22 protein-coding genes are annotated in these 24,402 nt (G+C 67.5%); 18 read left to right on the top strand and 4 right to left on the bottom strand.

Annotation, left to right across the window (positions count from 1 at the left end; translation table 11 throughout):
• Nucleotides 1-55 precede the first annotated feature (55 nt).
• The 9 genes from A5773_RS19680 (at nt 56) to A5773_RS19640 (ending at nt 10,759) form a co-directional block, all read left to right on the top strand.
• Entirely contained in the window at nt 56-1,069 is a 1,014-nt protein-coding gene (locus A5773_RS19680) for a methionine synthase (RefSeq protein WP_067792242.1), read from the top strand.
• A gap of 67 nt (nt 1,070-1,136) precedes the next feature.
• Nucleotides 1,137-1,619: an SRPBCC family protein gene (locus A5773_RS19675; RefSeq protein ID WP_066952447.1), complete on the top strand. Its 483-nt coding sequence runs from the start codon at nt 1,137-1,139 to the stop codon at nt 1,617-1,619.
• A complete protein-coding gene (locus A5773_RS19670) occupies nt 1,616-1,939 on the top strand; it encodes a helix-turn-helix transcriptional regulator (RefSeq protein ID WP_066952449.1) in 324 nt (107 codons plus the stop codon). Before A5773_RS19675 ends, A5773_RS19670 begins: the two co-directional genes overlap by 4 nt.
• A gap of 36 nt (nt 1,940-1,975) precedes the next feature.
• Complete coding sequence (gene ligA / locus A5773_RS19665; protein WP_067266075.1) at nt 1,976-4,057, top strand: NAD-dependent DNA ligase LigA; 2,082 nt, start codon at nt 1,976-1,978, stop codon at nt 4,055-4,057.
• 4 nt (nt 4,058-4,061) lie between these two features.
• Nucleotides 4,062-5,177, top strand: coding sequence for a cystathionine gamma-lyase (locus tag A5773_RS19660; protein ID WP_067266079.1), 1,116 nt, complete (start codon nt 4,062-4,064; stop codon nt 5,175-5,177).
• A gap of 39 nt (nt 5,178-5,216) precedes the next feature.
• Entirely contained in the window at nt 5,217-5,813 is a 597-nt protein-coding gene (locus A5773_RS19655) for a TetR/AcrR family transcriptional regulator (protein ID WP_066952455.1), read from the top strand.
• 158 nt (nt 5,814-5,971) lie between these two features.
• The gene (locus A5773_RS19650; protein WP_197505510.1) at nt 5,972-6,418 is read left to right on the top strand and encodes an MmpS family transport accessory protein; all 447 of its coding nucleotides are present in this window, start codon (nt 5,972-5,974) and stop codon (nt 6,416-6,418) included.
• A gap of 7 nt (nt 6,419-6,425) precedes the next feature.
• Nucleotides 6,426-9,335 (top strand): RND family transporter, encoded by a 2,910-nt coding sequence (locus tag A5773_RS19645; protein ID WP_066952457.1) that lies wholly within the window; start codon nt 6,426-6,428, stop codon nt 9,333-9,335.
• Nucleotides 9,336-9,514: 179 nt separating this feature from the next.
• On the top strand, nt 9,515-10,759 hold the full coding sequence (locus A5773_RS19640) for a glycosyltransferase (RefSeq protein WP_067792239.1): 1,245 nt from the start codon (nt 9,515-9,517) through the stop codon (nt 10,757-10,759).
• A 7-nt stretch (nt 10,760-10,766) separates the two neighbouring features.
• On the opposite strand, the gene A5773_RS19635 is transcribed toward A5773_RS19640, so the two are convergent.
• Nucleotides 10,767-11,423 (bottom strand): amino acid-binding protein, encoded by a 657-nt coding sequence (locus tag A5773_RS19635; protein WP_156659460.1) that lies wholly within the window; start codon nt 11,421-11,423, stop codon nt 10,767-10,769.
• A gap of 96 nt (nt 11,424-11,519) precedes the next feature.
• Between A5773_RS19635 and gatC the strand changes: the two genes are divergently transcribed.
• From gatC to gatB, 5 genes are all read left to right on the top strand, one after another.
• Entirely contained in the window at nt 11,520-11,819 is a 300-nt protein-coding gene (gene gatC / locus A5773_RS19630; protein ID WP_066952464.1) for an Asp-tRNA(Asn)/Glu-tRNA(Gln) amidotransferase subunit GatC, read from the top strand.
• A complete protein-coding gene (gatA, locus tag A5773_RS19625; RefSeq protein ID WP_067266087.1) occupies nt 11,816-13,297 on the top strand; it encodes an Asp-tRNA(Asn)/Glu-tRNA(Gln) amidotransferase subunit GatA in 1,482 nt (493 codons plus the stop codon). Before gatC ends, gatA begins: the two co-directional genes overlap by 4 nt.
• Nucleotides 13,298-13,340: 43 nt before the next feature.
• A complete protein-coding gene (locus A5773_RS19620) occupies nt 13,341-14,372 on the top strand; it encodes an ATP-dependent 6-phosphofructokinase (protein WP_066952469.1) in 1,032 nt (343 codons plus the stop codon).
• Between the two features lie 135 nt (nt 14,373-14,507).
• On the top strand, nt 14,508-15,683 hold the full coding sequence (locus A5773_RS19615; protein ID WP_232001901.1) for a MinD/ParA family protein: 1,176 nt from the start codon (nt 14,508-14,510) through the stop codon (nt 15,681-15,683).
• A 211-nt stretch (nt 15,684-15,894) separates the two neighbouring features.
• On the top strand, nt 15,895-17,406 hold the full coding sequence (gatB, locus tag A5773_RS19610) for an Asp-tRNA(Asn)/Glu-tRNA(Gln) amidotransferase subunit GatB (protein ID WP_066952471.1): 1,512 nt from the start codon (nt 15,895-15,897) through the stop codon (nt 17,404-17,406).
• Between the two features lie 21 nt (nt 17,407-17,427).
• On the opposite strand, the gene A5773_RS19605 is transcribed toward gatB, so the two are convergent.
• Nucleotides 17,428-18,549 carry a sorbosone dehydrogenase family protein gene (locus tag A5773_RS19605; RefSeq protein ID WP_066952473.1) on the bottom strand — a complete coding sequence of 374 codons (1,122 nt, stop codon included), beginning with the start codon at nt 18,547-18,549 and terminating at the stop codon, nt 17,428-17,430.
• A gap of 260 nt (nt 18,550-18,809) precedes the next feature.
• Between A5773_RS19605 and A5773_RS19600 the strand changes: the two genes are divergently transcribed.
• The gene (locus A5773_RS19600) at nt 18,810-19,667 is read left to right on the top strand and encodes a DoxX family protein (protein ID WP_066952475.1); all 858 of its coding nucleotides are present in this window, start codon (nt 18,810-18,812) and stop codon (nt 19,665-19,667) included.
• A 4-nt stretch (nt 19,668-19,671) separates the two neighbouring features.
• Here the strand turns inward: A5773_RS19600 and A5773_RS19595 are convergent, their stop codons facing one another.
• A complete protein-coding gene (locus A5773_RS19595) occupies nt 19,672-20,031 on the bottom strand; it encodes a PH domain-containing protein (RefSeq protein WP_197505523.1) in 360 nt (119 codons plus the stop codon).
• 310 nt (nt 20,032-20,341) lie between these two features.
• Between A5773_RS19595 and A5773_RS19590 the strand changes: the two genes are divergently transcribed.
• The 3 genes from A5773_RS19590 to ilvC are packed head-to-tail and all read left to right on the top strand — an operon-like array spanning nt 20,342 to nt 23,745.
• The gene (locus tag A5773_RS19590; protein WP_067266095.1) at nt 20,342-22,210 is read left to right on the top strand and encodes an acetolactate synthase large subunit; all 1,869 of its coding nucleotides are present in this window, start codon (nt 20,342-20,344) and stop codon (nt 22,208-22,210) included.
• Entirely contained in the window at nt 22,210-22,710 is a 501-nt protein-coding gene (gene ilvN / locus A5773_RS19585; protein ID WP_066952481.1) for an acetolactate synthase small subunit, read from the top strand. Before A5773_RS19590 ends, ilvN begins: the two co-directional genes overlap by 1 nt.
• 33 nt (nt 22,711-22,743) lie before the next feature.
• Complete coding sequence (gene ilvC / locus A5773_RS19580) at nt 22,744-23,745, top strand: ketol-acid reductoisomerase (protein ID WP_082939807.1); 1,002 nt, start codon at nt 22,744-22,746, stop codon at nt 23,743-23,745.
• A 39-nt stretch (nt 23,746-23,784) separates the two neighbouring features.
• Here the strand turns inward: ilvC and wrbA are convergent, their stop codons facing one another.
• Nucleotides 23,785-24,402 carry an NAD(P)H:quinone oxidoreductase gene (gene wrbA, locus A5773_RS19575; protein WP_067792235.1) on the bottom strand — a complete coding sequence of 206 codons (618 nt, stop codon included), beginning with the start codon at nt 24,400-24,402 and terminating at the stop codon, nt 23,785-23,787.

The following is a 24,402-nucleotide window of genomic DNA, read 5'->3' as shown; positions in this document are numbered from 1 at the left end:
CGGCAGACACCCCTGGCCATGGGCGTCCGAGGTGGCGTCGAATACGGTTGGGCGGGTGAGTGTTTTCGCGATCGGCAGTGGCATCGGGTCGTGGCCCGGCATCAAGCCCCGGGAGGCCGCCGAGGTCGTCGTCGGGGAGCTGGCCGGCGGGCTGCCCCACATCGTCGAGCTGCCCGCCCGCGGAGTCGGCGCCGACATGCTCGGCCGGGCCGGCGCGCTGCTGATCGATGTGGCCATCGACATCGTGCCGCGCGGCTATCGCGTTGCCGCTCGGCCGGGGGCGGTCGTCCGCCGCGCGGTGAGTTTCCTCGACGAGGACATGGACGCGCTGGAAGAGGCCTGGGAGTTAGCCGGCCTGGGCGGTGGCGACCGCGTGGTCAAGGTGCAGGCTCCCGGGCCGATCACGCTGGCCGCGGAGCTAGAGCTGACCAATGGCCACCGGGCGATCACCGACCCCGGCGCCGTGCGCGATCTGGCGGCGTCGCTGGCCGAAGGCGTCGCCGCCCACCGCGCGGCGCTGGCCCGCCGCCTCGAAACACCGGTGGTGGTGCAGTTCGACGAGCCGGCGCTGCCGCGGGCATTGGGCGGGCGGCTGGGCGGTGTGACGGCGCTGAGCCCGGTGGCGCCGCTCGACGAAGCGGTGGCCGCCGCCCTGCTCGACACTTGTGTCGCCACGGTCGGAGGCGAGGTGCTATTGCACAGTTGCGCTCCGGAACTGCCGTGGAAGATGTTGCAGGACAGCAGCTTTAATGCGGTATCGGTGGACGCCAGCACATTGGGCGCGGCGGATCTCGACGGTATCGCCGCCTTCGTCGAATCGGGCCGCACGGTGATGTTGGGAGTGGTTGCCGGCAACGCACCGCCACGTCGGCCGTCGACCGAGGAGGTGGCCGCCGCGCTGGTTGCGGTGACGGATCGGCTCGGCTTCGCTCGTTCGGCGTTGCGCGACCGCATCGGCGTCACCCCGGCGTGTGGCCTGGCCGGTGCGACGCCCGAGTGGGCCCGTTTGGCGATCGAGCTGGCCCGCAAGGCGGCCGAGGCGTTCGCCGAGGACCCCGACGCCATCTGATAGGCAACCAAAAAGTTGCGCTTTTTCTGGTCGCGTGATGGACTAATAGGCAACCAGGAGGTTGCGTATGAGGATCGAGAAGAGCGTCGTGCTGCACGCACCGTTGGATCGGGTATGGCGGGCCATCAGCGACGCCGACGAGTTCGGCCGCTGGTTCGGCGTCCGCTTCGACGGGCCCTTCGTCGCCGGGACTTCGGTCGGCGCGGTGATCAGCCCGACAACGGTCGACGACGAGGTCGCCAAACGTCAGGAGCCGCACGCCGGGGTGAAAAGCACCTGGCACATCGTCGCGGTCGAGCCGCAGCGGCGGTTCGCCTATCGCTGGCATCCCTTCGCCGTCGACCCGGACGTCGACTACGAGCAAGAGCCGACCACGCTGGTCGAGTTCACCTTGTCGGAGGCTGCCGATGGCGTGCTGCTCACCATCACCGAATCCGGATTCGAGGACATTCCCGAAGCGCGCCGCCCGTCCTCGTTCGAGGCCAACGCCCAGGGGTGGGCTATCCAGGCGGGACTGGTGCGCAGGTATCTGGAAGAAGCCCGCGAATGAGTGGTCGCGTCGCCGTGGGCGCGCCGCTCTTCGACGCACTCGGTGATCCGAACCGGCTGCGCATCATCGTGCGGCTCTGCGATCTGGGCCCGAGCTCGACATCGCAGCTCACCGGCGTCATCCCGGTCACCCGGCAGGCTGCCAGCAAACACCTGCAGCTGCTGGAGTCGGCGGGTTTGGTGACCAGCAGCAAGCGGGGGCGCGAGCGGGTGTGGGCGGTGCGGACGGCCCCCTTGGCCCAGGCCAGTGACTACCTCACCGCGTTGTCGCGCCGGTGGGATGCGGCGGTGGACCGGTTACGGGCCTACGTGGAGGACTGAGTCGGGAGTGTCGGCGTTCTCGGATAGCCTGCGAGGGTGAGCTCACCAGAAGCTGATTCGGTGGCGCCCGAGGTCCGGCGACAGTGGCAGGAACTGGCCGATGAAGTCCGCGAACACCAGTTCCGCTACTACATCAAGGACGCGCCGATCGTCTCCGACGCCGAATTCGACAAGATGTTCAACGACCTTGTCGCGCTGGAGGACCGTTACCCGGAGCTGCGGGTTCCGGATTCGCCGACGCAGCTGGTCGGCGGGGCGGGCTTTGCCACCGACTTCACCGAGGCCGCGCACCTCGAGCGCATGTTGAGCCTCGACGACGTGTTCGACCGCGACGAGCTGGTCGCCTGGAGCAACCGCGTCGAGAATGAGATCGGCCGTGAGCCGCACTACTTGTGCGAACTCAAGATCGACGGGGTGGCGTTGTCGCTGGTGTACCGCGACGGCCGGCTGGAACGGGCCGCCACGCGCGGCGACGGCCGGGTCGGTGAGGACGTGACGCTCAATGCGCGCACCATCGACGACGTGCCCGAACGGCTTACCGCCGGTGCCGATTTGCCGCTTCCCGCCGTGCTCGAGGTACGTGGCGAGGTCTTCTTCATGCTCGCCGATTTCGAGGCGCTCAACGCCAGCCTGGTCGAGGACGGCAAGGCGCCGTTCGCCAATCCGCGTAACAGCGCGGCCGGTTCGCTGCGGCAAAAGAACCCAGCGGTGACCGCGCGGCGCAAGCTGCGAATGATCTGTCACGGCATCGGCCGCACCGACGGGTTCGCGCCCAAGACGCTGCACGAGGCCTACACCGCGCTGAAAACCTGGGGCCTGCCGGTGGCCGAAGAGACCGCGCGCGTGCGTGGCCTCGCAGCCGTGGAGGATCGGATCGGGTATTGGGGTGAGCACCGCTATGACATCGACCACGAAATCGACGGCGTGGTGGTCAAAGTCGATGACTTTGCGCTGCAGCGCCGGCTTGGAACGACGTCGCGGGCGCCGCGCTGGGCGGTGGCGTACAAGTATCCGCCCCAGGAGGCACAGACCAAGCTGCTCGACATCCGGGTGAACGTCGGACGCACCGGGCGCGTCACGCCATTCGCGTTCATGACGCCGGTGAAGGTGGCCGGATCGACCGTGGGGCTGGCCACCCTGCACAACGCCGCCGAGGTCAAGCGCAAGGGGGTGCTGATCGGCGACACAGTGATGATCCGCAAGGCGGGCGACGTGATCCCGGAGGTGCTCGGCCCGGTCGTCGACCTCCGGGACGGGTCCGAGCGCGAGTTCGTCATGCCGACAACGTGTCCCGAATGCGGAACCACGCTGGCGCCCGCCAAGGAGGGCGACGCCGACATCCGCTGCCCCAATGCCCGGTCCTGCCCGGCGCAGCTGCGCGAGCGCGTCTTTCACGTCGCGGGCAGGGGAGCGTTCGACATCGAGGGGCTGGGCTACGAGGCGGCCATCGCGCTGCTGAAGGCCGGGGTGATCGCCGACGAGGGCGACCTGTTCACCCTCACCGAGGAAGACCTGTTGCGCACCGAGCTTTTCCGGACCAAGGCCGGCGCGTTGTCCGCCAACGGCAGGCGGCTGCTCGACAACCTCGACAAGGCCAAATCGGTGGCGCTGTGGCGTGTCCTGGTGGCGCTGTCGATCCGGCATGTCGGGCCGACGGCCGCGCGCGCGCTGGCCACCGAGTTCGGTGATTTGGACGCGATCATGGCGGCGTCCACCGAGCGGCTGGCCGCGGTCGAGGGTGTCGGACCGACGATCGCCGCCGCGCTCACCGAGTGGTTCACCGTCGACTGGCACCGCGCGATCGTCGACAAGTGGCGGGCCGCCGGTGTGCGGATGGCCGACGAACGCGACGCCACCGTGCCCCGCACGCTGGAAGGGCTGACGATTGTCGTCACCGGTTCGCTCGCCGGTTTCTCGCGCGACGACGCCAAGGAAGCGATCATCGCGCGCGGGGGGAAGGCCGCCGGTTCGGTGTCGAAGAAGACCGACTTCGTCGTCGCCGGGGATGCGCCGGGATCCAAGTACGACAAGGCGATCGAGCTGGGCGTGGCGGTCCTCGACGAGGACGGCTTCCGAAAACTGTTGGCCGAGGGCCCGCCGGAAACACCGGCGGACTAGGCCGATGAGCGGTCGCTACGGCGATTCCACCCGCAGCCTCAAAGCGGCCAGCCCACAGGCGATCTCGGGGCAACCGGTGGCGCCGCAGGCGGTGCTGGCCGCCGCCTACCACCTGTCCGGCGACGAAACCGGTGCGTTGGACAGCTACGGCCGCAGCTCGAATCCCACCTGGCGGCAAGCGGAGTCGGCGCTCGCCGAGCTGGAAGGGGCGACCGGTGCGCTGGTGTTCGGCTCGGGTATGGCGGCCATCGGCGCCGTGCTGCGGGCGCTGGCGACGCCGGGATCGGCTCTGGTGGTGCCCGCCGACGGCTACTACCAAGTGCGCCGCTTGGCCAGGGAAGACCTGGTGCCCGCGGGTGTGACCGTCATCGAGGCGTCGAGCCCGCAGATGTATGACGCTGCCGCGGCCGCCGACGTGGTGCTGGCCGAAACTCCCACCAACCCGGCGTTGGATGTGATCGATCTGCACCGGTTGGCCACCGTCTGCCGTGGCCGCGGTGCACGCTTGATCGTCGACAACACCGCCGCCACCCCGTTGGGTCAGCAGCCGCTGTCGCTGGGGGCGGACGCGGTGGTGGCCAGCGCCACCAAGGCGTTGTCCGGTCACAGCGACCTGGTGGCCGGCTACGTGGCCACCAACGATCCCGAGTTGCTCGCAGGCGCGGAGCGCCAACGACTGCTCGCCGGTGCGATTCTGGGCGGGTTCGAGGCTTGGCTGCTGTTGCGCAGCCTGGCAAGTGCCGGTCTGCGCTTCGAGCGTCAATGCCAGAACGCCCGGGCGGTGGCGACGATGTTGGCCCGCCACCCTGCGGTCCGTGCGGTCCGCTACCCGGGGTTGGCCGAGGACCCGGCGCATCGCGTGGCCATGGCGCAGATGCGCCGGTTCGGCGGTCTGGTCTCGGCCGAATTGGCCGACGCCGCCGCGGTCCACACCCTCATCGACAACAGCGAGCTGCTCATCGCGTCCACCAGCTTTGGTGGCCTCCACACCTCGGTGGACCGCCGCGCACGCTGGGGCGATCATGTCCCCGAGGGGTTCGCGCGCATCTCGCTGGGCATCGAGGACACCGACGATTTGGTCGCCGACATCGAGCAGGCGCTCAACACCATCCGGTCATAAAGTGGCCCGCATCGCCGAAGCGGTCCTATCGTGGGCGCTATGACGCAGACGGTCGAGGAGTGCACGCAGGCATCGCCGTGGTCACCCCGCGAGGCCGAGATACTGGCCGTGACCCTGCGGCTCCTGCAGGAACACGGCTATGACCAACTGACCGTCGAAGCCGTGGCCGGTGCCGCCCACGCCAGCAAGGCCACGGTGTACCGGCGGTGGCCTTCGAAGGCGGAATTGGTCCTGGCCGCCTTCATCGAAGGCGTCCGCCAGGTCGCGCTTCCGCCGAACACCGGCACTTTGCGAGGCGATCTGTTGAGCCTGGGGGAGACGTGCGGTCAGCACGGCGCCGAGCACGCCAGCACCATTCGCGCGGTGATGGTCGAGGTGTCGCGGCACCCGGCGCTCAACGACGCTTTGCAGGAGCAATTCCTCAAGCAGCGCAAGGCGCTGATTCAGCATGTGCTGCATCAGGCCGTCGACCGCGGTGAGATCAGCGAGGAAGTCATCACCGACGAACTCTGGGACCTGCTGCCGGGCTACCTCATCTTCCGGTCCATCATCCCCGGCCGGCCACCCACCCGCCGCACCGTGCAAGCGCTCGTCGACGGGTTCCTCATCCCGGGTCTGACCAGAACCACCGCGTAACGGCGGGTTAATCCGCCGAGACGGAATGTGTACGCTCGCGTCTCTTGTACAGTACGGTCCCGTACCGTACTGTCATACCTGTCGATCACGCCCGGCCCGCCGGCTGCCGCCGTCGGTTCGGGGGTGACGGTGTCGCCCGATGATCGAAAGGTGAACGGGTGAAGGGGATTTCGTTGGCAGCCCTCGTCAAGCGCGGGTGGATGGTGATGGTTGCGGTGCTGGTCGTCGTGCTCGCAGGCTTCGCCATCTATCGCCTGCACGGAATCTTCGGCTCCCAGAGCAGCACCTCGGCCGACAGCGGTCTGGCCAACGAGATCGTCCCGTTCAACCCCAAGCAGGTGGTGCTCGAGGTCTTTGGCAGGCCCGGCGCAACCGCGACCATCAACTACCTTGATGTCAACGCCCAGCCGCAGCAAGTCAAGGACGCCCCGTTGCCGTGGTCGTTCACGATCACCACGACGGAGCCCGCGGTCATCGGCAACGTCGTGGCGCAGGGCAACGGAGACAGTCTTGGCTGCCGCATCACCGTCAACGGGGAAGTGAAAGACCAACGCACCGTTGACAAAGCCGACGCCTACACTTTCTGCCTCGACAAGTCTGGATGAATTCCCGATGAGCAACCACGAACAGTCGCGGGCCCGCGTCCCGCGCACCATCCGCCGGCTCGCATTGCCCATCCTGCTGTTCTGGGTGGCGCTGGCCGCGATCACCAACATCGCGGTGCCGCAGTTGGAAGAGGTTGGCAAGACGCACAATGTGGCGCTGAACTCGCCCGACGCCCCGTCGCTCAAGGCCATCAAGCGCATCGGTGAAAAGTTTCACGAGTTCGACACCGACAGCTCGGCCATGATCGTGCTGGAAGGCGACAAGCCGCTCGGCGCGGACGCGCACCGTTTCTACGACGAGATGATCCGCCGGCTCGAGCAGGACAAAAAGCACGTCGAGCATGTCCAGGACTACTGGGGCGACACCCTGACCGCGGCGGGGTCGCAGAGCAGCGACGGCAAGGCCGCTTACGTTCAGGTGAACCTCGCGGGCAATCAGGGCTCGGCGTTGGCGAACGAGGGCGTCGGGGCGCTGCGCGACATCGTCGAGCGCATGAAGCCGCCGCCCGGCGTCAAGGCCTACGTGACCGGCGCGGCGCCACTGATCTCCGACCAGTTCGACGTCGGCAGCAAGGGAACCGCGAAGGTCACCATGATCACCGTCGGCGTGATCGCCCTGATGCTGTTTTTCGTCTACCGTTCGGTGCTCACCACGCTGCTGGTGCTCGCCACGGTCCTGATCGAGATGTCGGCCGCGCGGGGCCTGGTCGCGTTTCTCGGGAACGCCGGCGTCATCGGGTTGTCGACGTATGCGACGAATCTGTTGACGCTCTTAGTGATTGCCGCGGGCACCGACTACGCGATATTTTTCGTGGGCCGCTACCAGGAAGCGCGCGGAACCGGTGAAGACCGCGAAAGAGCTTTCTACACCATGTATCACGGCACGACCCATATCGTGCTGGGATCGGGGCTGACCGTCGCCGGCGCGGTCGCCTGTCTGGGCTTCACCCGGCTGCCCTACTTCCAGAGTTTGGGTATTCCGGCCGCGCTGGGCATCCTCGTCGCACTGTGCGCCGCGCTCACCCTGGGGCCTGCGATCCTCACCCTGGGCGCCAGGGTGGGCATCTTCGACCCCAAGCGCGCGGTCAGAACTCGCGGCTGGCGGCGGATCGGCACCGCCATCGTGCGCTGGCCCGGTGCCGTTCTCGCCGCGGCCTGCGCGCTGGCCCTGGTCGGTCTGATCGCCTTGCCCGGATACAAGACCAGTTACGACACTCGTCCCTACATGCCCGCCAGCGCGCCGGCCAATGTGGGCTACACCGCCGCCGAGAAGCATTTCTCGCGGGCCCGGCTCGAGCCCGAATTGCTCATGGTCGAGACCGACCACGACATGCGTAACCCGGAAAGCATGCTCGTCCTGGACAAGGTGGCCAAGGCGGTATTTCACGTTCCCGGCGTCGCGCAGGTGCAGACCATCACCCGTCCGTTGGGCACCCCACTGGTCCACAGCTCGCTCGCGTTCGTGGTCAGCAATTCCAGCGCGGCGCAGCAGGAAAACCTGACCTATCAACGAGATCGGGCCGAGGATGCGCTCAAGCAGGCCAATGAACTGAACAAAACCATCAACATCCTCAGGCAGCAGTACGAGCTGCAGCAGCAGTTGGCCAACACCACCCACGACGAAACTCAAAGCTTTCACGACACTCTCGGCACAATTCAGGATCTGCGCGACAAGATCGCCAACTTCGACGATTTCTTCCGGCCGGTGCGGAGTTACTTCTACTGGGAAAGGCATTGCTTCGACATTCCGATCTGCTTTGCTTTCCGATCACTCTTCGACGCGCTCGACGGCATTGACCAACTCACCGAAAAGTTCGAAGGCCTCACGGCTTCGCTCGACAAACTCGACGCGCTGCAGCCGAAACTGGTGGCGCTCATACCTCCGCAGATCGACAGCCAGCAGACCAACCGCGATCTGACGTTGGCCAATTACGCGACGCTGTCCGGCATTTACGCGCAGACCGCGGCCGCGATCGACAATGCGACGGCGTTGGGGCGGGCCTTCGACGCCGCCAAGAACGACGACACCTTCTACCTGCCGCCCGACGTTTTCAACAACCCCGATTTCAAGCGCGGGCTGAAACTGTTCCTGTCACCCGACGGTAAGGCCGCGCGCATGATCGTCACGCATGAAGGCGATCCCGCGACGCCCGAGGGCATTTCGCACATCGATCCGATGGCCAAGGCCGCGCGCGAGGCCCTGAAGGGCACGCCGATGGCGGGCGCGGGGATCTATCTCGGTGGGACCGCCTCGACGTACAAGGACATCCAGGATGGCGCCAAGTACGACCTGATGATCGTGGCGTTCGCCGCGCTGAGTCTCATCCTGTTGATCATGATGATCATCACGCGCAGTCTGATCGCCGCGCTCGTCATCGTGGGCACCGTCGCCCTGTCGCTGGGCGCCTCGTTCGGGTTGTCGGTTCTGGTGTGGCAGTACCTCTTCGGCATCCAGTTGTATTGGGTCGTGCTCGCGCTTGCCGTGATCCTGCTGCTGGCGGTCGGATCCGACTACAACCTGCTGTTGATCTCGCGGTTCAAGGAAGAAATTCATGCCGGCCTGAACACCGGCATCATCCGCGCGATGGCCGGCTCCGGGTCGGTGGTCACCTCGGCGGGCATCGTCTTCGCCGTGACCATGTGTGCGTTCGTGTTCAGCGGTTTTCAGGTTCTCGGTCAGATCGGCACGACGATCGGTCTCGGCTTGCTGTTCGACACGCTGATCGTGCGCTCGTTCATGACGCCCTCTGTTGCAAAAATTCTCGGGCGGTGGTTCTGGTGGCCGCAGCGGGTGCGGCCGCGCCCGGCGAGCACCATGCTGCGGCCTTACGGTTCGCGGCCGGCGGTCCGGCAGCTGCTGCTGTGGGACGACGACGATCATGCGGTGCTGGCGGGATCGAACTCGCAGGCGCACTGATTTAGCCCGGTCGCAACCGCCGCGCCGCCACACCCCGCGCGGGGCGCCGGGCCGGTCAGTAGGATGCGTCCGACGACCGCTTGGTCTCCCTCGTGGCAGAGCGGGCGGGGCGATCGTAGGTTGCCGACCAAATCCGATGGGCAACCGTCACCCGACTCAACTCTTCGCGAGGTTCTCCCATGCATGTCGCACTGTTCACCGATCTCCACCCCGACGGCCTGGGGGGGACGCAGGTTTCGGTGGCCACCCAGCGTCGTGCGCTCGAGCAGTGTGGGCACCGGGTCACGGTCTTCACGGCACCGATGCCCGGCGCGGTCGATCCCGACCCCTGCGTCGTCGAATTGAAGCCGGTGCCCGTCATCGACCCGATCATGCGCAAATTGGGCAGGCATGAGGACTTTGTTCTGGTGTGGCCCTCCAAGGCGAATCGCGCGATCATCGACGAGGCGTTCGGCAGCCGGGGACCCATCGATATCGTGCACACCCAGGGTGACTTGGGTGTGGCGATAGCCGGGGTGGAAGCCGCTCGCCGCCACGGCATTCCGGTGGTTCAGACCAAACACACTCGCTACGACACGTATTTCGAGCAAGCCACCCCGGCCCCGCTGTTCCTGGCGATATTGGTCAGTCAGGTGCAGAAGCGGTACCTCGCGCAGGAATTCCACCTGACCCCCGAAAAGGAAAGTGCGGCTTCGCGACTGGCGTGGCGGTTCATGGTGGCGAACGCACAAGCCGTGGACCACCAGATCACACCGACGCGGCATTTCGCGCGGTCGCTGGCCAAACGCGGGGTGACCCGTCCAATATCGGCGATTTCCAACGGCTTTGACGATGACGTCGTCGACCGGGCCCGGACGGCCGTGGTCGGCGCCTTGTCGGACGACGAGCCGCTCCGACTCGTGTGGTGTGGGCGCCTATCGTCGGAGAAGCGGGCTCTCGAAGCGATCGAGGCCGTCGCCCAGGTCAACAACTGCACACTCGACATCTACGGCCAGGGTCACCTCGAGGCGTCGATGAGGAAACTCATCCACTCGGCCGGACTCTCTGACCGAATCCGCCTGCACGGCCGGGTCGACCGCGAAGCCTGCCTGGTCGCGATGGGATCGAGCGATGCGCTGCTGTTCACGTCCTATGATTTCGACACCCAGGGGCTCGTCCTCCTGGAAGCGGTGGCCATGTCGTCGCCCGTCATCTACTGCGACCCCGCGCTGAGCGAAACCGTTCCGGAAGGCGGGGGCATCCTCGCCGCTGACCCGTCCCCGTCCGCACTGGCGGCGGCGATTCGTGCGCTCGCCTCGGACCGCGACCGATTGCGGGAAATGTCCGGCGTCGCCAATGAACACCGCGACAGCGGCCGTCAATCCGTGCAAACGGAGAAGATCATCGCCATCTACAACAGCCTGCTGGACCCGGTGCCCGCATAGCCGGCGTTCAGCGCAGCATGGTGGCGACGATCCCGGCCAGATAGCCCAGGCGAGCCACCTCCGACGGCCGGAATTCCGGGCCCGGGCGGCCGAGCACGACGGCCGTATGCGGATCGCCCAGCGGGGCGGCGACCATCGTGGTGTCCATGTCGCGCCACGACTGTGGCACCCACTCGCCCGTGCTGTCCAGCGTCGCGGCCCGTTCGATGGGCAGCCACGGGGCGGAATCCGCCGGCGTCTCCGGTGTGCCCGGGCTGAAGGCCAGGCGCTGCAGCTTATCGCCCGTGCCGCGCAGCACGGTGCACCAACTGACGCGCAGCACCCTGGGCGCCTCGTTGGCCAGCACCTGTAGCCGCGACGCCTTGTCGCCCGCGGCCGCGACGTGGTCGAGCAGCTCGAGCTCGCGATGGGCTTCCAACAACCCGGTGTGCGGGCGCACGCTCTCCACCCGGACGCCGGAAAGCGACTCCGCGGCGGTGATCAGCGTGTCCGGCATCGCCCCCAGCGGCAACTCGATCACCAGGTCGTCGATGGCATAGCCCGAGCTGCGCTCGACCACGTCGAGCGACAGGATGTCGGCGCCCACCGAACCGAGCGCCACGGCCAGCGAGCCGAGGCTGCCCGGGCGGTCGACCAACTCGATGCGCAACAGATACGACGGCACGGCCAACACTGTTACACAGCGATGCGTGGACTGCATTTTCGCGCAGAACCAACGGGCCTGAACCCGCCCGCACACTCGCGGCTAGGCTTTCCTGTCGTGTCTCAGATCTCCCGCGACGAGGTGGCGCACCTGGCCCGGCTGTCCCGGTTGGCGCTGACCGATAGCGAGCTCGACAGCTTCGCCGGCCAGCTCGACGCCATCCTGACCCATGTCAGCCAGGTGCAGGCGGTCGACGTCACCGGCGTCGAAGCGACCGGCAATCCGCTCAAGGACGTCAACGTCACCCGCCCGGACGAGCCGACCCCCTGCCTGACCCAGCAGGAGGCGCTGGCCGAGGCGCCCGAGGCCGCCGATGGCCGCTTCGCCGTGCCGCAGATCCTGGGAGACAGCGAGTGAACGACGTCATCCGCGCCGACGCCGCGACCCTGGCCGCCCGGATCGCCGCCAAGGAACTGTCGTCGGTCGAGGTCACCCAGGCGTGCCTGGACCAGATCGCCGCGACCGACGACCGGTATCGCGCCTTCCTGCACGTGGCCGCCGACGAGGCGCTTTCCGCGGCGGCCGTGGTCGACGCGGCGGTGGCCGCGGGGGAGCGCCTGCCGTCGCCGCTGGCCGGGGTGCCGCTGGCGCTCAAGGACGTCTTCACCACCGTCGACATGCCCACCACCTGCGGCTCCAAGATCCTCGAAGGCTGGCGGTCCCCCTACGACGCCACCGTCACCATGCGGTTGCGTGCCGCCGGCATCCCGATCCTCGGCAAGACCAACATGGACGAATTCGCGATGGGCTCGTCGACGGAGAACTCCGCCTACGGGCCCACCCGCAACCCGTGGAACCTCGACCGGGTGCCCGGCGGGTCCGGCGGAGGCAGCGCGGCGGCGTTGGCCGCATTCCAGGCGCCGCTGGCCATCGGATCCGACACCGGCGGCTCGATTCGGCAACCGGCGGCGCTGACGGCGACGGTCGGCGTCAAACCCACCTACGGCACGGTGTCGCGCTACGGGTTGGTGGCGTGCGCGTCCTCGTTGGATCAGGGCGGCCCGTGCGCGCGCACGGTGCTGGACACCGCACTGCTGCACCAGGTGATCGCCGGGCACGACCCCCGCGATTCCACGTCCGTCGACGCCGCGGTGCCCGATGTCGTCGGGGGCGCCAAGGCGGGTGCGGCCGGTGACCTCAAGGGCGTGCGCGTCGGGATCGTGAAGCAGCTGCGCGGCGACGGCTACCAGCCGGGAGTGCTGGCCTCCTTCGAGGCGGCCGTCGGTCAGCTGACCGAACTGGGCGCCGAGGTGAGCGAAGTCGACTGCCCGCACTTCGAATACGCGCTGGCCGCCTACTACCTGATCTTGCCGTCGGAGGTGTCGAGCAACCTGGCCCGCTTCGACGCGATGCGCTACGGCCTGCGCGTCGGTGACGACGGGACGCACAGCGCCGAGGAAGTGATGGCGCTGACCCGGGCCGCCGGTTTCGGACCGGAAGTCAAGCGGCGCATCATGATCGGCACCTACGCGCTGTCGGCCGGTTACTACGACGCCTATTACAACCAGGCGCAGAAGGTGCGCACGCTGATCGCCCGCGACCTCGACAAGGCGTACGAGTCCGTCGACGTGGTCGTGTCGCCCGCGACCCCGACCACCGCCTTCGCGCTCGGCGAGAAGGTCGACGATCCGCTGGCGATGTACCTGTTCGACCTGTGCACGCTGCCGCTGAATCTGGCCGGGCACTGCGGCATGTCGGTGCCGTCGGGGTTGTCGCCCGACGACGGCCTGCCCGTCGGGCTGCAGATCATGGCGCCGGCGCTGGCCGATGACCGCCTGTACCGGGTGGGCGCCGCCTACGAGGCCGCCCGCGGCCCGCTGCCGTCCGCCATCTGACCTTTCGTCGCCGTGCGAGTGTCGGGCAGGGCAAGATGAGGGCATGCGGATCGGAGTTCTCACCGGGGGCGGTGACTGCCCGGGGCTGAATGCCGTCATTCGGGCGGTGGTGCGCACCTGCGACGCCCGGTACGGCTCGTCGGTGGTCGGCTTCCAGGACGGGTGGCGCGGGTTGCTGGAAAACCGGCGCATTCAACTGCAGAACGACGATCGCAATGACCGGCTGTTGGCCAAGGGCGGCACGATGCTGGGGACCGCCCGGGTGCATCCCGACAAGTTGCGGGCCGGGCTCGACCAGATCAAGCAGACGCTGGACGACAACGGCATCGACGTCCTCATCCCGATCGGCGGCGAGGGCACCCTGACCGCCGCCCACTGGCTGTCCGACGAGAACGTGCCCGTCGTCGGGGTGCCGAAGACCATCGACAACGACATCGATTGCACCGATGTCACTTTCGGCCACGACACCGCGCTGACGGTGGCCACCGAAGCCATCGACCGCCTGCACAGCACCGCCGAATCCCACCAGCGGGTGATGCTGGTGGAGGTGATGGGCAGGCACGCCGGCTGGATCGCGCTGAACGCCGGGCTGGCTTCCGGCGCGCACATGACGCTGATTCCCGAACAGCCCTTCGACGTCGAGGAGGTGTGCCGGCTGGTCAAACGCCGCTTCCAGCGCGGGGATGCGCACTTCATCTGCGTCGTCGCCGAGGGTGCCAAACCCGTCCCCGGCTCGATCTCGTTGCGCGAAGGCGGAATTGACGAGTTCGGCCACGAGAAGTTCACCGGCGTCGCGGCCCAGCTGGGCGCCGAAGTGGAGAAGCGGATCAATAAGGACGTCCGGGTGACCGTGTTGGGCCATGTTCAGCGCGGCGGGACGCCCACGGCCTACGACCGGGTATTGGCCACCAGGTTCGGCGTCAACGCCGCCGACGCCGCGCACGCGGGCGAATACGGCCAGATGGTGTCGCTTCGGGGGCAGGACATCGGCCGGGTGGCGCTGGCCGACGCGGTCCGCCAGCTCAAACTGGTGCCGGAAAGTCGCTACGACGACGCCGCCGCCTTCTTCGGGTGATCCCGGCCGGTTCGGCGAACGTTGGGTGGCTTCGAGCTGACGCCGGCCTGAATTTGCCCGGCGATGGACCAGCTTAGGACCCGTCGGCGCAAATTGGTGGTTTCCGGACTGGTCCTCAGGGGTTATACCGGGGATGTGAGCAACCGCGGTTCGGTTCGCGGAGTCGTTCAGCATCCCGCGGCGTCGGCGGGGCCCCCGGCCCCGCCGCTCAATCCGCCGCAACCACCTCGGCGCGTCGACGGCGATCCGGCGGCGGCCACGGTGCCGCAGGCCCATCGCTCCGATCCGTCCATCCGCCGTCCGCCGTTCCAGGCGCCCCCGCCCGCGCGCGTCCCCGCGCCGCCGCGGCCGGCGCGACTTCCGGGCGGGACGGCGCTGGACGGACTCGACCAGCGGGGACACGAGGGCTCCGCGCGGTTCAACTGGCGCAAGGTGGTCCATCGCCTGACCGGCGTTGATCTGGGCCCCGGCAAGGACTCGCAGTACAAAGAGGACCTGCGGAACCGCATTCGCGCGGTCGTGGGCGGCGCATTTCCCATCGCCGTCCTCAACCTCAAAGGCGGCGTCGGCAAGACCTCGGTGGTGGAGGCGCTGGGGTCCACGTTCGTCGATGTGCGCCACGACCGGATCATCGCCGTCGACATCGACGCCGGGGATTTGGTGGAGCGGCATGGCCGTCCTAACTCCCTGAACATGGCCGACCTGCTCGCCGACGGGGCGATCACGAATTATGCGGATGTCCGGGCGCACACCTACATGAACAATTTCGGCCTGGAAGTGCTCGGATTGCCCGACTATGCGCACACCGACTGGCGGCTCGAGCGTCACCATGTGGTGAAAGCGTTTTCGCTGCTGCGAAATCACTATTCGGTGGTGCTGGTGGACTGCGCCAAGGCCCTCAATTCCGGTGTGATGGACGCGGTCCTGCCCGAGGCGCGGGCGCTGGTCGTGGTGACCAGCACTTCGATCGATGCGATACGCAAGACGGCGACCACGCTGGATTGGTTGGGCAACAACGGATATCAAGCGCTGGTGCGGTCGACGATACTGGCGATCAACCACGTCGAGCCGGCCAAGGTAGAGCTGCTGGCCGCCAAGGAACTCGAGCGATTGTCCGCACGCGTCGCCGCGACGGTGGTGCTGCCGTTCGATCGCCACATACACGAGGGCAAACAGATCGAGCTGGATCGGCTGAGCAAGGAAAGCCGGCGCAGTTACCTGGAGATGGCGGCCGTGCTGGCCGACATGTTCCCCGGCAGGGGTGAGGAGCGCAATCGGTTCCCGGTGCCGCGCTCGCCGCACTGGCCCTGAGTTCGCCCGGTCCCCCGCAAGCGGGAGGTGCCCCCACCGCCGCGCTCGCGGTCTTCGCCCGGCTCCGCCGCGCTCGCGGTCACCACTACGCCTGATGGTGGTGACCCGCTTCGCCCGGCTCCGCCGCGCTCGCGGTCACCACTACGCCTGATGGTGGTGACCCGCTTCGCCCGGCTCCGCCGCGCTCGCGGTCACCACTACGATCGACGGCATGAGTGTTGCTGCCAGCGCCGATCTCATGGACTACGACGACGTCATCGCGCGCTTCGACCCGGTACTCGGCCTCGAGGTGCACGTCGAGCTGTCGACCGTCACCAAGATGTTCTGCGGCTGCTCCACCGCTTTCGGCGCCGAACCCAACACCCAGGTATGTCCTGTATGCCTCGGCCTGCCCGGATCGCTGCCGGTACTCAACCGCACGGCGGTGGAATCGGCCATCCGGATCGGGCTGGCGCTGAACTGCGAGATCGTGCCCTGGTGCCGCTTCGCGCGGAAGAACTACTTCTACCCGGACATGCCGAAGAACTACCAGATCTCCCAGTACGACGAGCCGATCGCCATCAACGGCTACCTCGAAGCGCCGTTGGACGACGGCACCACCTGGCGGGTCGAGATCGAGCGCGCGCACATGGAGGAAGACACCGGCAAGCTGACCCACCTGGGCAGTGAGACCGGCCGGATCCACGGCGCCACCACGTCGCTGCTCGACTACAACCGTGCCGGGGTGCCGCTGATCGAGATCGTGACCAAGCCCATCGTCGGTACCGGTGCCCGGGCGCCGCAGATCGCCCGTGCCTATGTCACGGCGTTGCGAGACCTGTTGCGGGCCTTGGGCGTATCCGATGTTCGGATGGACCAGGGTTCGATGCGTTGCGATTCCAACGTGTCGCTGATGCCGACCGGAACGACCGAGTTCGGGACGCGCACCGAGACCAAGAACGTCAACTCGCTGAAAAGCGTTGAGGTGGCGGTGCGTTACGAGATGCAACGGCAGGCCGCCGTCCTCGCATCCGGCGGCCGGATCATCCAGGAGACGAGGCACTTTCACGAGGCGGGGTACACCAGCCCGGGCCGCGCCAAGGAGACGGCCCAGGACTACCGCTACTTCCCCGAGCCCGACCTGGAACCGGTCGCGCCCAGCCGCGAGTTGGTCGAGCGGCTACGCCAGACGATCCCGGAGCTCCCGTGGCTGAGCCGCAAGAGGATTCAGCAGGAGTGGGGCGTTTCCGACGAGGTGATGCGCGATCTGGTCAACGCCGGCGCCGTGGAACTGGTCATCGAGACCGTCAAGCACGGCGCGGCCAGCGAGCAGGCGCGCGCCTGGTGGGGAAACTTCCTGGTGCAGAAGGCCAACGAAGCGAACATCGGCCTCGACGAACTGGCGATCACCCCAGCCCAGGTCGCCGCGGTGATCGCACTCGTCGACGAGGGCAAGCTGTCCAACAAGCTGGCCCGCCAGGTCGTGGAGGGGGTGTTGGCCGGCGAGGGCGAACCCGAGCAGGTGATGACATCCCGCGGCCTCGAGCTGGTGCGTGACGATTCGGTGACCCAGGCCGCGGTCGACGAGGCGCTGGCAGCCAATCCCGATGTGGCGGAAAAGATCCGCGGCGGCAAGGTGGCGGCGGCGGGGGCGATCGTCGGCGCGGTGATGAAAGCCACGCGGGGGCAGGCCGACGCGGCCCGGGTGCGCGAACTGGTGCTGGCCGCCTGCGGGCAGAGCTGACGAGAGCTCTCGCAGCGTCCGCTAGGTCTTGTCGTCGTTGTTGCGGGGGAATCCGCCGCCCTGCGGGAACAACGGGAACACCACGTCGTCGAGCTTCTCGGCATCCCCGGCGGTCTTGTTGACCGTTGCGCCCCAGACGTTTCCGTCCGGTGACATCCGCAGCGCCCACGCGTGGGCATGGGTGTCCTTGCGCACCACGTCGGGTTCGCCGGTGACCGCACCCGTCGCCGGCGCCAGCCGCACCGCCACCGTCAGTTTGGTGTTGATCAGGTTGACCAGCACGGTCCCGTCCATCGCCGCGCAGCCGGCCACGCCGGGTTTGTCCGGCCACGTCCACACCGTGGAGACCTCGGAAGCCTTGGTGATTCGCTGCAACCGATCCGCCGTCGGCGTGCGGTCGGCCACGTACAACGAGCCGTCCACCGGATCGACGCACAAGCCGCCACCGGAGCCGACGCCCGACAGCGCCGTCGTGGGCGGCGCCTGACCGATGGTGGTCGGCTGCTCGATGCGAAGGACCTTGCCCGCCAGCGATTTCGGGTCAGATGCGGCGGCCGGATTACCGGCGTCACCCGTCAGCACCACCAACGTGGTGGGGCTGGTAAAGATCAGCGCGCCGGTATTGCCGGTCGCCCCCTTGGGGATCCCGGTGAGGATGTCCTTGGGGATGTCGCCATCGGCCACCCGGATCACCCGATTGTCCGTGGGCGTGCTGATGTAGGCGTACATCAGCCGGTCTTGCGCATAGGTCGGGGACAGCACGATGTCCATCAAGCCGCCGTCGCCGGACGGGTCGACCGGGATGACCATCTTCACCTTCGGCTCGGCGCTGACCGAGATCTCCTTGACGGCGCCGGTGGTGCGCTCGGCGACCAGCGCGGTTTTGCTGTCGGGCCCCATGATCAGTCCGCTGGTGCTCTCCAGGCAGCCCTGCATCACGCCGGGAGCCGGGCAAGCCTTGGGGAACGGCGTCGGCGGCAGCGGCGGCGGTGGGGGAGGCGTCGAGCTGGGTTGCGGCTTGAGTTCCGGGTTGGTGGTGAAAGGCTGCGACTGGGCGTCGTTGAACCGCGCGCAGCCGCTCGCGACCAGCACCACCGCGCAAAGCGCGGCAAACCCGCACCGAACCGAGTGCCGTAGTCGCATGACCGACAGGCTACGGATAGTGCGCCCGCCGCCGCCACATGCCTGGGGCTGCCCGCCCGGCGCCACACGATCCGACCACTTTTGGCGCCGGCCAACGGCCGCCCCAGGGGGCCGAAATGTGGGGTTTGGTGCCCGCTGGAGCCGCGAGCGGGCTAATTTCGGCCCAATCCGCGCCACTTTGGCGGGAAAACCATCGATTGCCTGGCGAAAGCGCCGCTCAAATCCCCAATTCAGCGCCAAATGCCCTTACCCTGTCACGCGTGACCAGTCAACCGAATGACGGACATTGGCAGCGGCCCGGCGAATCCCCGGAGCCAACCCCGGGACGCCCCGCGACGGCGCGTGTGGTTGACCCCGAAGATGATCTGACGCCCGTCGGTTACCCCGGCGACTTCAACCCCTCCACTGGAACCACCACCGTCATCCCCTACATGGGCGACCACGCCGGCGTGGGCCCCAGGGCGACGAGTTACAACTTGCTCGAACAGCAGGAACCCCTGCCCTACGTCCAGGGGCAATCCGCCCGGCACGCGGCCGCCGAACCGACCGAGATCGACGCGGACGAACACCACGACCGGCTGCACGACGTCGGTCGGCGCGGCACCCAGCATCTGGGTTTGCTGATACTGAGGGTCGGCCTCGGAGTCGTGTTGGCCGCCCACGGTCTGCAGAAGCTGTTCGGCTGGTGGGGCGGCTCCGGAGTCGGCGGGTTCAAGAACTCACTGTCCGACGTCGGCTACCAGCACGCCGACATCCTCGCCTACGTCAGCGCGGGCGGCGAGCTCGTCGCCGGTGTGCTGCTGGTGCTGGGGCTCTTCACCCCGCTGGCCGCGGCCGGTGCGCTGGCCTTTCTGATCAACGGCATGCTGGCCACCATCACGGCGCGCCCGCATCCGCACACCTTCACGTACTTCCTGCCGGACGGGCACGAATACCAGATCACCCTGATCGTCTTGGCCGTCGCGGTCATCCTGTGCGGGCCCGGACGTTACGGCCTCGACGCGCGGCGGGGCTGGGCCCATCGCCCGTTCATCGGGTCGTTCGTCGCGCTGCTGGTGGGCATCGCCGCCGGCATCGCGGTGTGGGTGCTGCTCAACGGGGTCAACCCGATCGCCTGACCCCTCACTGATAGGGGTTGGGCACGCGCCCGGAGCTGGCCTCGGTCAGCTGGGGCAGGGTCGCGAACGTCACGGCGGGCAACCGCAAATCCGCGCCGCTCTTGAGGTGCGCGCGTGCCCAGGAGCCCCGATGGAAGCGCAGCCCGTCGATGTCATCCCACTGCACCGTCTGGCTGCCCAGCAGCGTGCGGACCGTCACGCCCCGGTCGTCGGCGACGGTGCGTAGCCGGACGATCAGTGCCGACAGCAGCACGGGGATCACCAGCAGCGGCACGGACAGCGGCCACAGCATCACCGGTATCAGCAACCCCAGGGTCAAGAACCCGACGGCCAGGTGCGCGATGGGGGAGAGCTTGATCACCACGGGCGTGTGGGAAGACGAACCGGTAGCCACCCGACCATCATTTCACCCGGCACGGGACACCGGATCGCCGCGCGAGCGGACCGTAGCGGATTTGACGGCTGAGCTGTGCGAAGGCTACCGTCGGACGTTATGGATACCGCCGGACAGCCCGGGATGCTCGTAGTAATTAGTCGGCGCGTTGGTGCCTGACTAGCCTCTTCGGCATTTGAAGCTATCCAGACCAACGCGCAACCCTCGTGCAGCAGATGAGCTGTCGGGGGTTTTTTGTTGCCCCCAGCGAAACTCCCAGAGTGAATAAGGAACAAAGACAGTGAGCGCACCCACCAGGCAGCACGCCACACAGCCACAGCGTGCCGCCGACGTCGCCTCCGACGCGGCGGAAACCCCTGCCGCCGCCCCCACCAAAAAGCCGAAACGTGTTGGGCCCGAGAAACTTACCGGTGCCCAGTCGGTGATCCGGTCGCTGGAGGAGCTCGGCGTCGAGGTCATCTTCGGGATTCCCGGTGGTGCCGTATTGCCGGTTTACGACCCGCTGTTCGACTCGAAAAAGCTGCGCCACGTGCTGGTTCGCCACGAGCAGGGCGCCGGCCACGCCGCCAGCGGCTACGCGCACGCCACCGGCAAGGTCGGCGTCATGATGGCCACGTCGGGCCCCGGCGCCACCAATCTCGTCACGCCGCTGGCCGACGCCCAAATGGACTCGGTGCCCGTGGTCGCGATTACCGGCCAGGTCGGTCGCACCCTGATCGGCACCGATGCCTTCCAGGAAGCCGACATCTCGGGCATCACGATGCCGATCACCAAGCACAACTTCCTGGTCCGCTCGGGCGATGAGATCCCCCAGGTGATGGCCGAGGCCTTCCACATCGCCGCCTCGGGCCGTCCTGGCGCGGTGCTCGTCGACATCCCCAAAGACGTGCTGCAGGGGCAGTGCACGTTCAGCTGGCCGCCGCGCATGGACCTGCCCGGCTACAAGCCGAACACCAAGCCACACAACCGGCAGATCCGCGAGGCCGCCAAGCTGATCGCGGACGCCCGCAAGCCCGTGCTGTACGTCGGCGGTGGCGTCATCCGCGGCGAGGCGACCGAGCAGCTGCGCGAGCTGGCCGAGCTGACCGGCATCCCGGTGGTCACCACCCTGATGGCGCGCGGGGCGTTCCCCGACAGCCACCGACAGCACATGGGCATGCCCGGCATGCACGGCACGGTCGCCGCGGTGGCGGCGCTGCAGCGCAGCGACCTGCTGATCGCCCTGGGCACCCGCTTCGACGACCGGGTGACCGGCAAGCTCGACACCTTCGCGCCGGAGGCCAAGGTCATCCACGCCGACATCGACCCGGCCGAGATCGGCAAGAACCGCCATGCCGACGTGCCGATCGTCGGCGACGTCAAAGCGGTCATCACCGACCTGATCGCGATGCTGCGGCACTACGACATCCCCGGCAACGTCGACATGACGGAATGGTGGGCCTATCTGGACAGCGTTCAGTCCACCTACCCGCTGAGCTACGACCCGCAGAGCGACGGCAGCCTGGGCCCGGAATACGTCATCGAGAAGCTGGGTCAGATCGCCGGCCCGGACGCGGTGTATGTCGCCGGGGTGGGCCAGCACCAGATGTGGGCGGCGCAGTTCATCACGTACGAGAACCCGCGCACCTGGATCAACTCCGGTGGGCTGGGCACCATGGGGTTCGCCATTCCGGCGGCCATGGGGGCCAAGATGGCTCGCCCGGAGGCCGAGGTGTGGGCCATCGACGGCGACGGCTGCTTCCAGATGACCAACCAGGAGTTGGCGACCTGCGCCATCGAGGGCGTGCCGATCAAGGTGGCGCTGATCAACAACGGCAACCTGGGCATGGTGCGCCAGTGGCAGACGCTGTTCTACGAGGAGCGGTATTCGCAGACGGACCTGGCCACGCATTCGCATCGCATCCCGGACTTCGTCAAGCTGGCGGAGGCGTTGGGATGTGTCGGATTGCGTTGCGAGCGTGAGGAAGACGTCGAAGACGTGATCAATGCGGCTCGGGCGATCACCGACCGTCCCGTGGTGATCGACTTCATCGTCGGCGCGGACGCGCAGGTGTGGCCGATGGTGGCCGCCGGCACCAGCAACGACGAGATCCAGGCCGCCCGCGGCATTCGCCCGCTGTTCGACGACGAGAGCGAAGGGCACGCCTGATGCACACGCACACGCTGTCGGTGTTGGTGGAGGACAAACCCGGTGTGCTCGCCCGCGTGGCGGCGCTGTTCTCCCGGCGCGGTTTCAACATCGAGTCGCTGGCCGTCGGCGCCACCGAGCAGAAGGACATGTCGCGCATGACCATTGTGGTCAGCGCGGAGGAGACCCCGCTCGAGCAGATCACCAAGCAGCTGAACAAGCTGATCAACGTCATCAAGATCGTCGAGCTGGACGACGGGGCCGCGGTGTCACGGGAATTGGCGTTGATCAAGGTCCGCGCCGACGCGGGCAGCCGCAGTCAGGTGATCGAAGCGGTGAACCTGTTCCGCGCCAAGGTGATTGACGTATCGCCGGAGGCGCTGACCATCGAGGCGACCGGTGATCGCGGCAAGATCGAGGCGCTGCTGCGGGTGCTGGAACCGTTCGGCATCCGCGAGATAGTCCAATCGGGAGTGGTGTCGTTGTCCCGCGGTCCGCGCGGCATCGCCACGGCCAAGTAACACACAAGGAGATATTCAACAGTGGCACTAGAAATGTTCTACGACGACGACGCAGACCTGTCGATCATCCAGGGCCGCAAGGTCGGTGTGATCGGTTACGGCAGCCAGGGGCACGCGCACTCGCTGAGCCTGCGCGACTCCGGTGTGCAGGTGCGCGTCGGGCTCAAGGAGGGTTCGAAGTCGCGGGCCAAGGTCGAGGAGCAGGGCCTGGACGTCGACACGCCCGCCGAGGTGGCCAAGTGGGCCGACGTCATCATGCTGTTGGCGCCTGACACGGCGCAGGCGGACATCTTCAAGAACGACATCGAGCCCAACCTCAAGCCCGGTGACGCGCTGTTCTTCGGGCACGGCCTCAACATCCACTTCGGTCTGATCAAGCCGCCCGCCGACGTCACCGTCGCGATGGTGGCCCCGAAGGGGCCCGGTCACCTGGTGCGCCGCCAGTTCGTCGATGGCAAGGGCGTCCCCTGCCTGATCGCGGTCGACCAGGACCCGACCGGCAACGGCGAGGCGCTGGCGCTGTCCTACGCCAAGGCCATCGGCGGCACGCGGGCCGGCGTCATCAAGACCACCTTCAAGGACGAGACCGAAACCGACCTGTTCGGTGAGCAGGCCGTGTTGTGCGGCGGCACAGAGGAATTGGTGAAGACCGGTTTCGACGTCATGGTGGAGGCCGGCTACCCGCCGGAGATGGCGTACTTCGAGGTGCTGCACGAGCTGAAGCTGATCGTCGACCTGATGTATGAGGGCGGCATCGCCCGGATGAACTATTCGGTGTCCGACACCGCCGAGTTCGGCGGGTATCTGTCGGGCCCACGGGTCATCGACGCCGGCACCAAGGAGCGGATGCGAGAGATCTTGCGCGACATCCAGGACGGCACCTTCACCAAGAAGCTGGTCGCCAACGTCGAGGGCGGCAACAAGCAACTCGAGCAGCTGCGCAAGGAGAACGCCGAGCACCCCATCGAGGTGACCGGCAAGAAGCTGCGCGACCTGATGAGCTGGGTCGACCGGCCCATCACCGAGACGGCGTAGCCGCCAGCGTCGCGCCAGAGTGGCGCTCGGTCACCGCAGTCACTCTGGCGTGACGCTGGGCGACGCGAGCCGACCGGCGATTGCCACCACGCGCCGGGCCAGGTGATCCAGGGCGTTCTCGGTGGCCTCGTCGCATTTGTTGATGTTGTCGTGGGTGGAGACCAGGCTCACCCCATACGGATTGCCGTCGACGAACTTCAGCGGGTCGGTGTATCCAGGCGGGACGATGATGCCGCCGAAATGCATCAGCGTGATGTAGAGCGACAGCAGCGTGGTCTCCTGACCGCCGTGCACGGTGTTGGAAGACGTGAAAGCCGCGTACACCTTGTCCGCGAGTTTGCCCTCGGCCCACAGCCCGCCCAGCGAGTCCAGGAAATTGCGCAATTGCGCAGCGGGAGAGCCGAAGCGGGTCGGCGAACCGAAGATCACCGCGTCGGCCCAGACGATGTCCTCGCCGGTCGCGGCCGGAAGATCCTTGGTCGCTTGGTAATTCGCAGTCCAGGCCGGGTTCTGGGCAAACGACTCGGGGTCGCGGGTTTCGGCGACGTGACGCAGGCGGACTTCGGCGCCCGCCGACTCGGCCGCGGTGGCCACGCGTTGCGCCATCGCGCTGCCATGACCGGTGGCCGAGTAGTAGATGATCGCGAGTTTGGTCAC

Origin of the sequence: Mycobacterium sp. 852014-52450_SCH5900713, assembly GCF_001667075.1 — a bacterium.
Classification (GTDB): domain Bacteria; phylum Actinomycetota; class Actinomycetes; order Mycobacteriales; family Mycobacteriaceae; genus Mycobacterium.
Note: the sequence above shows the minus strand (reverse complement) of the source record. Positions and strands in the feature narration are given on the sequence as shown.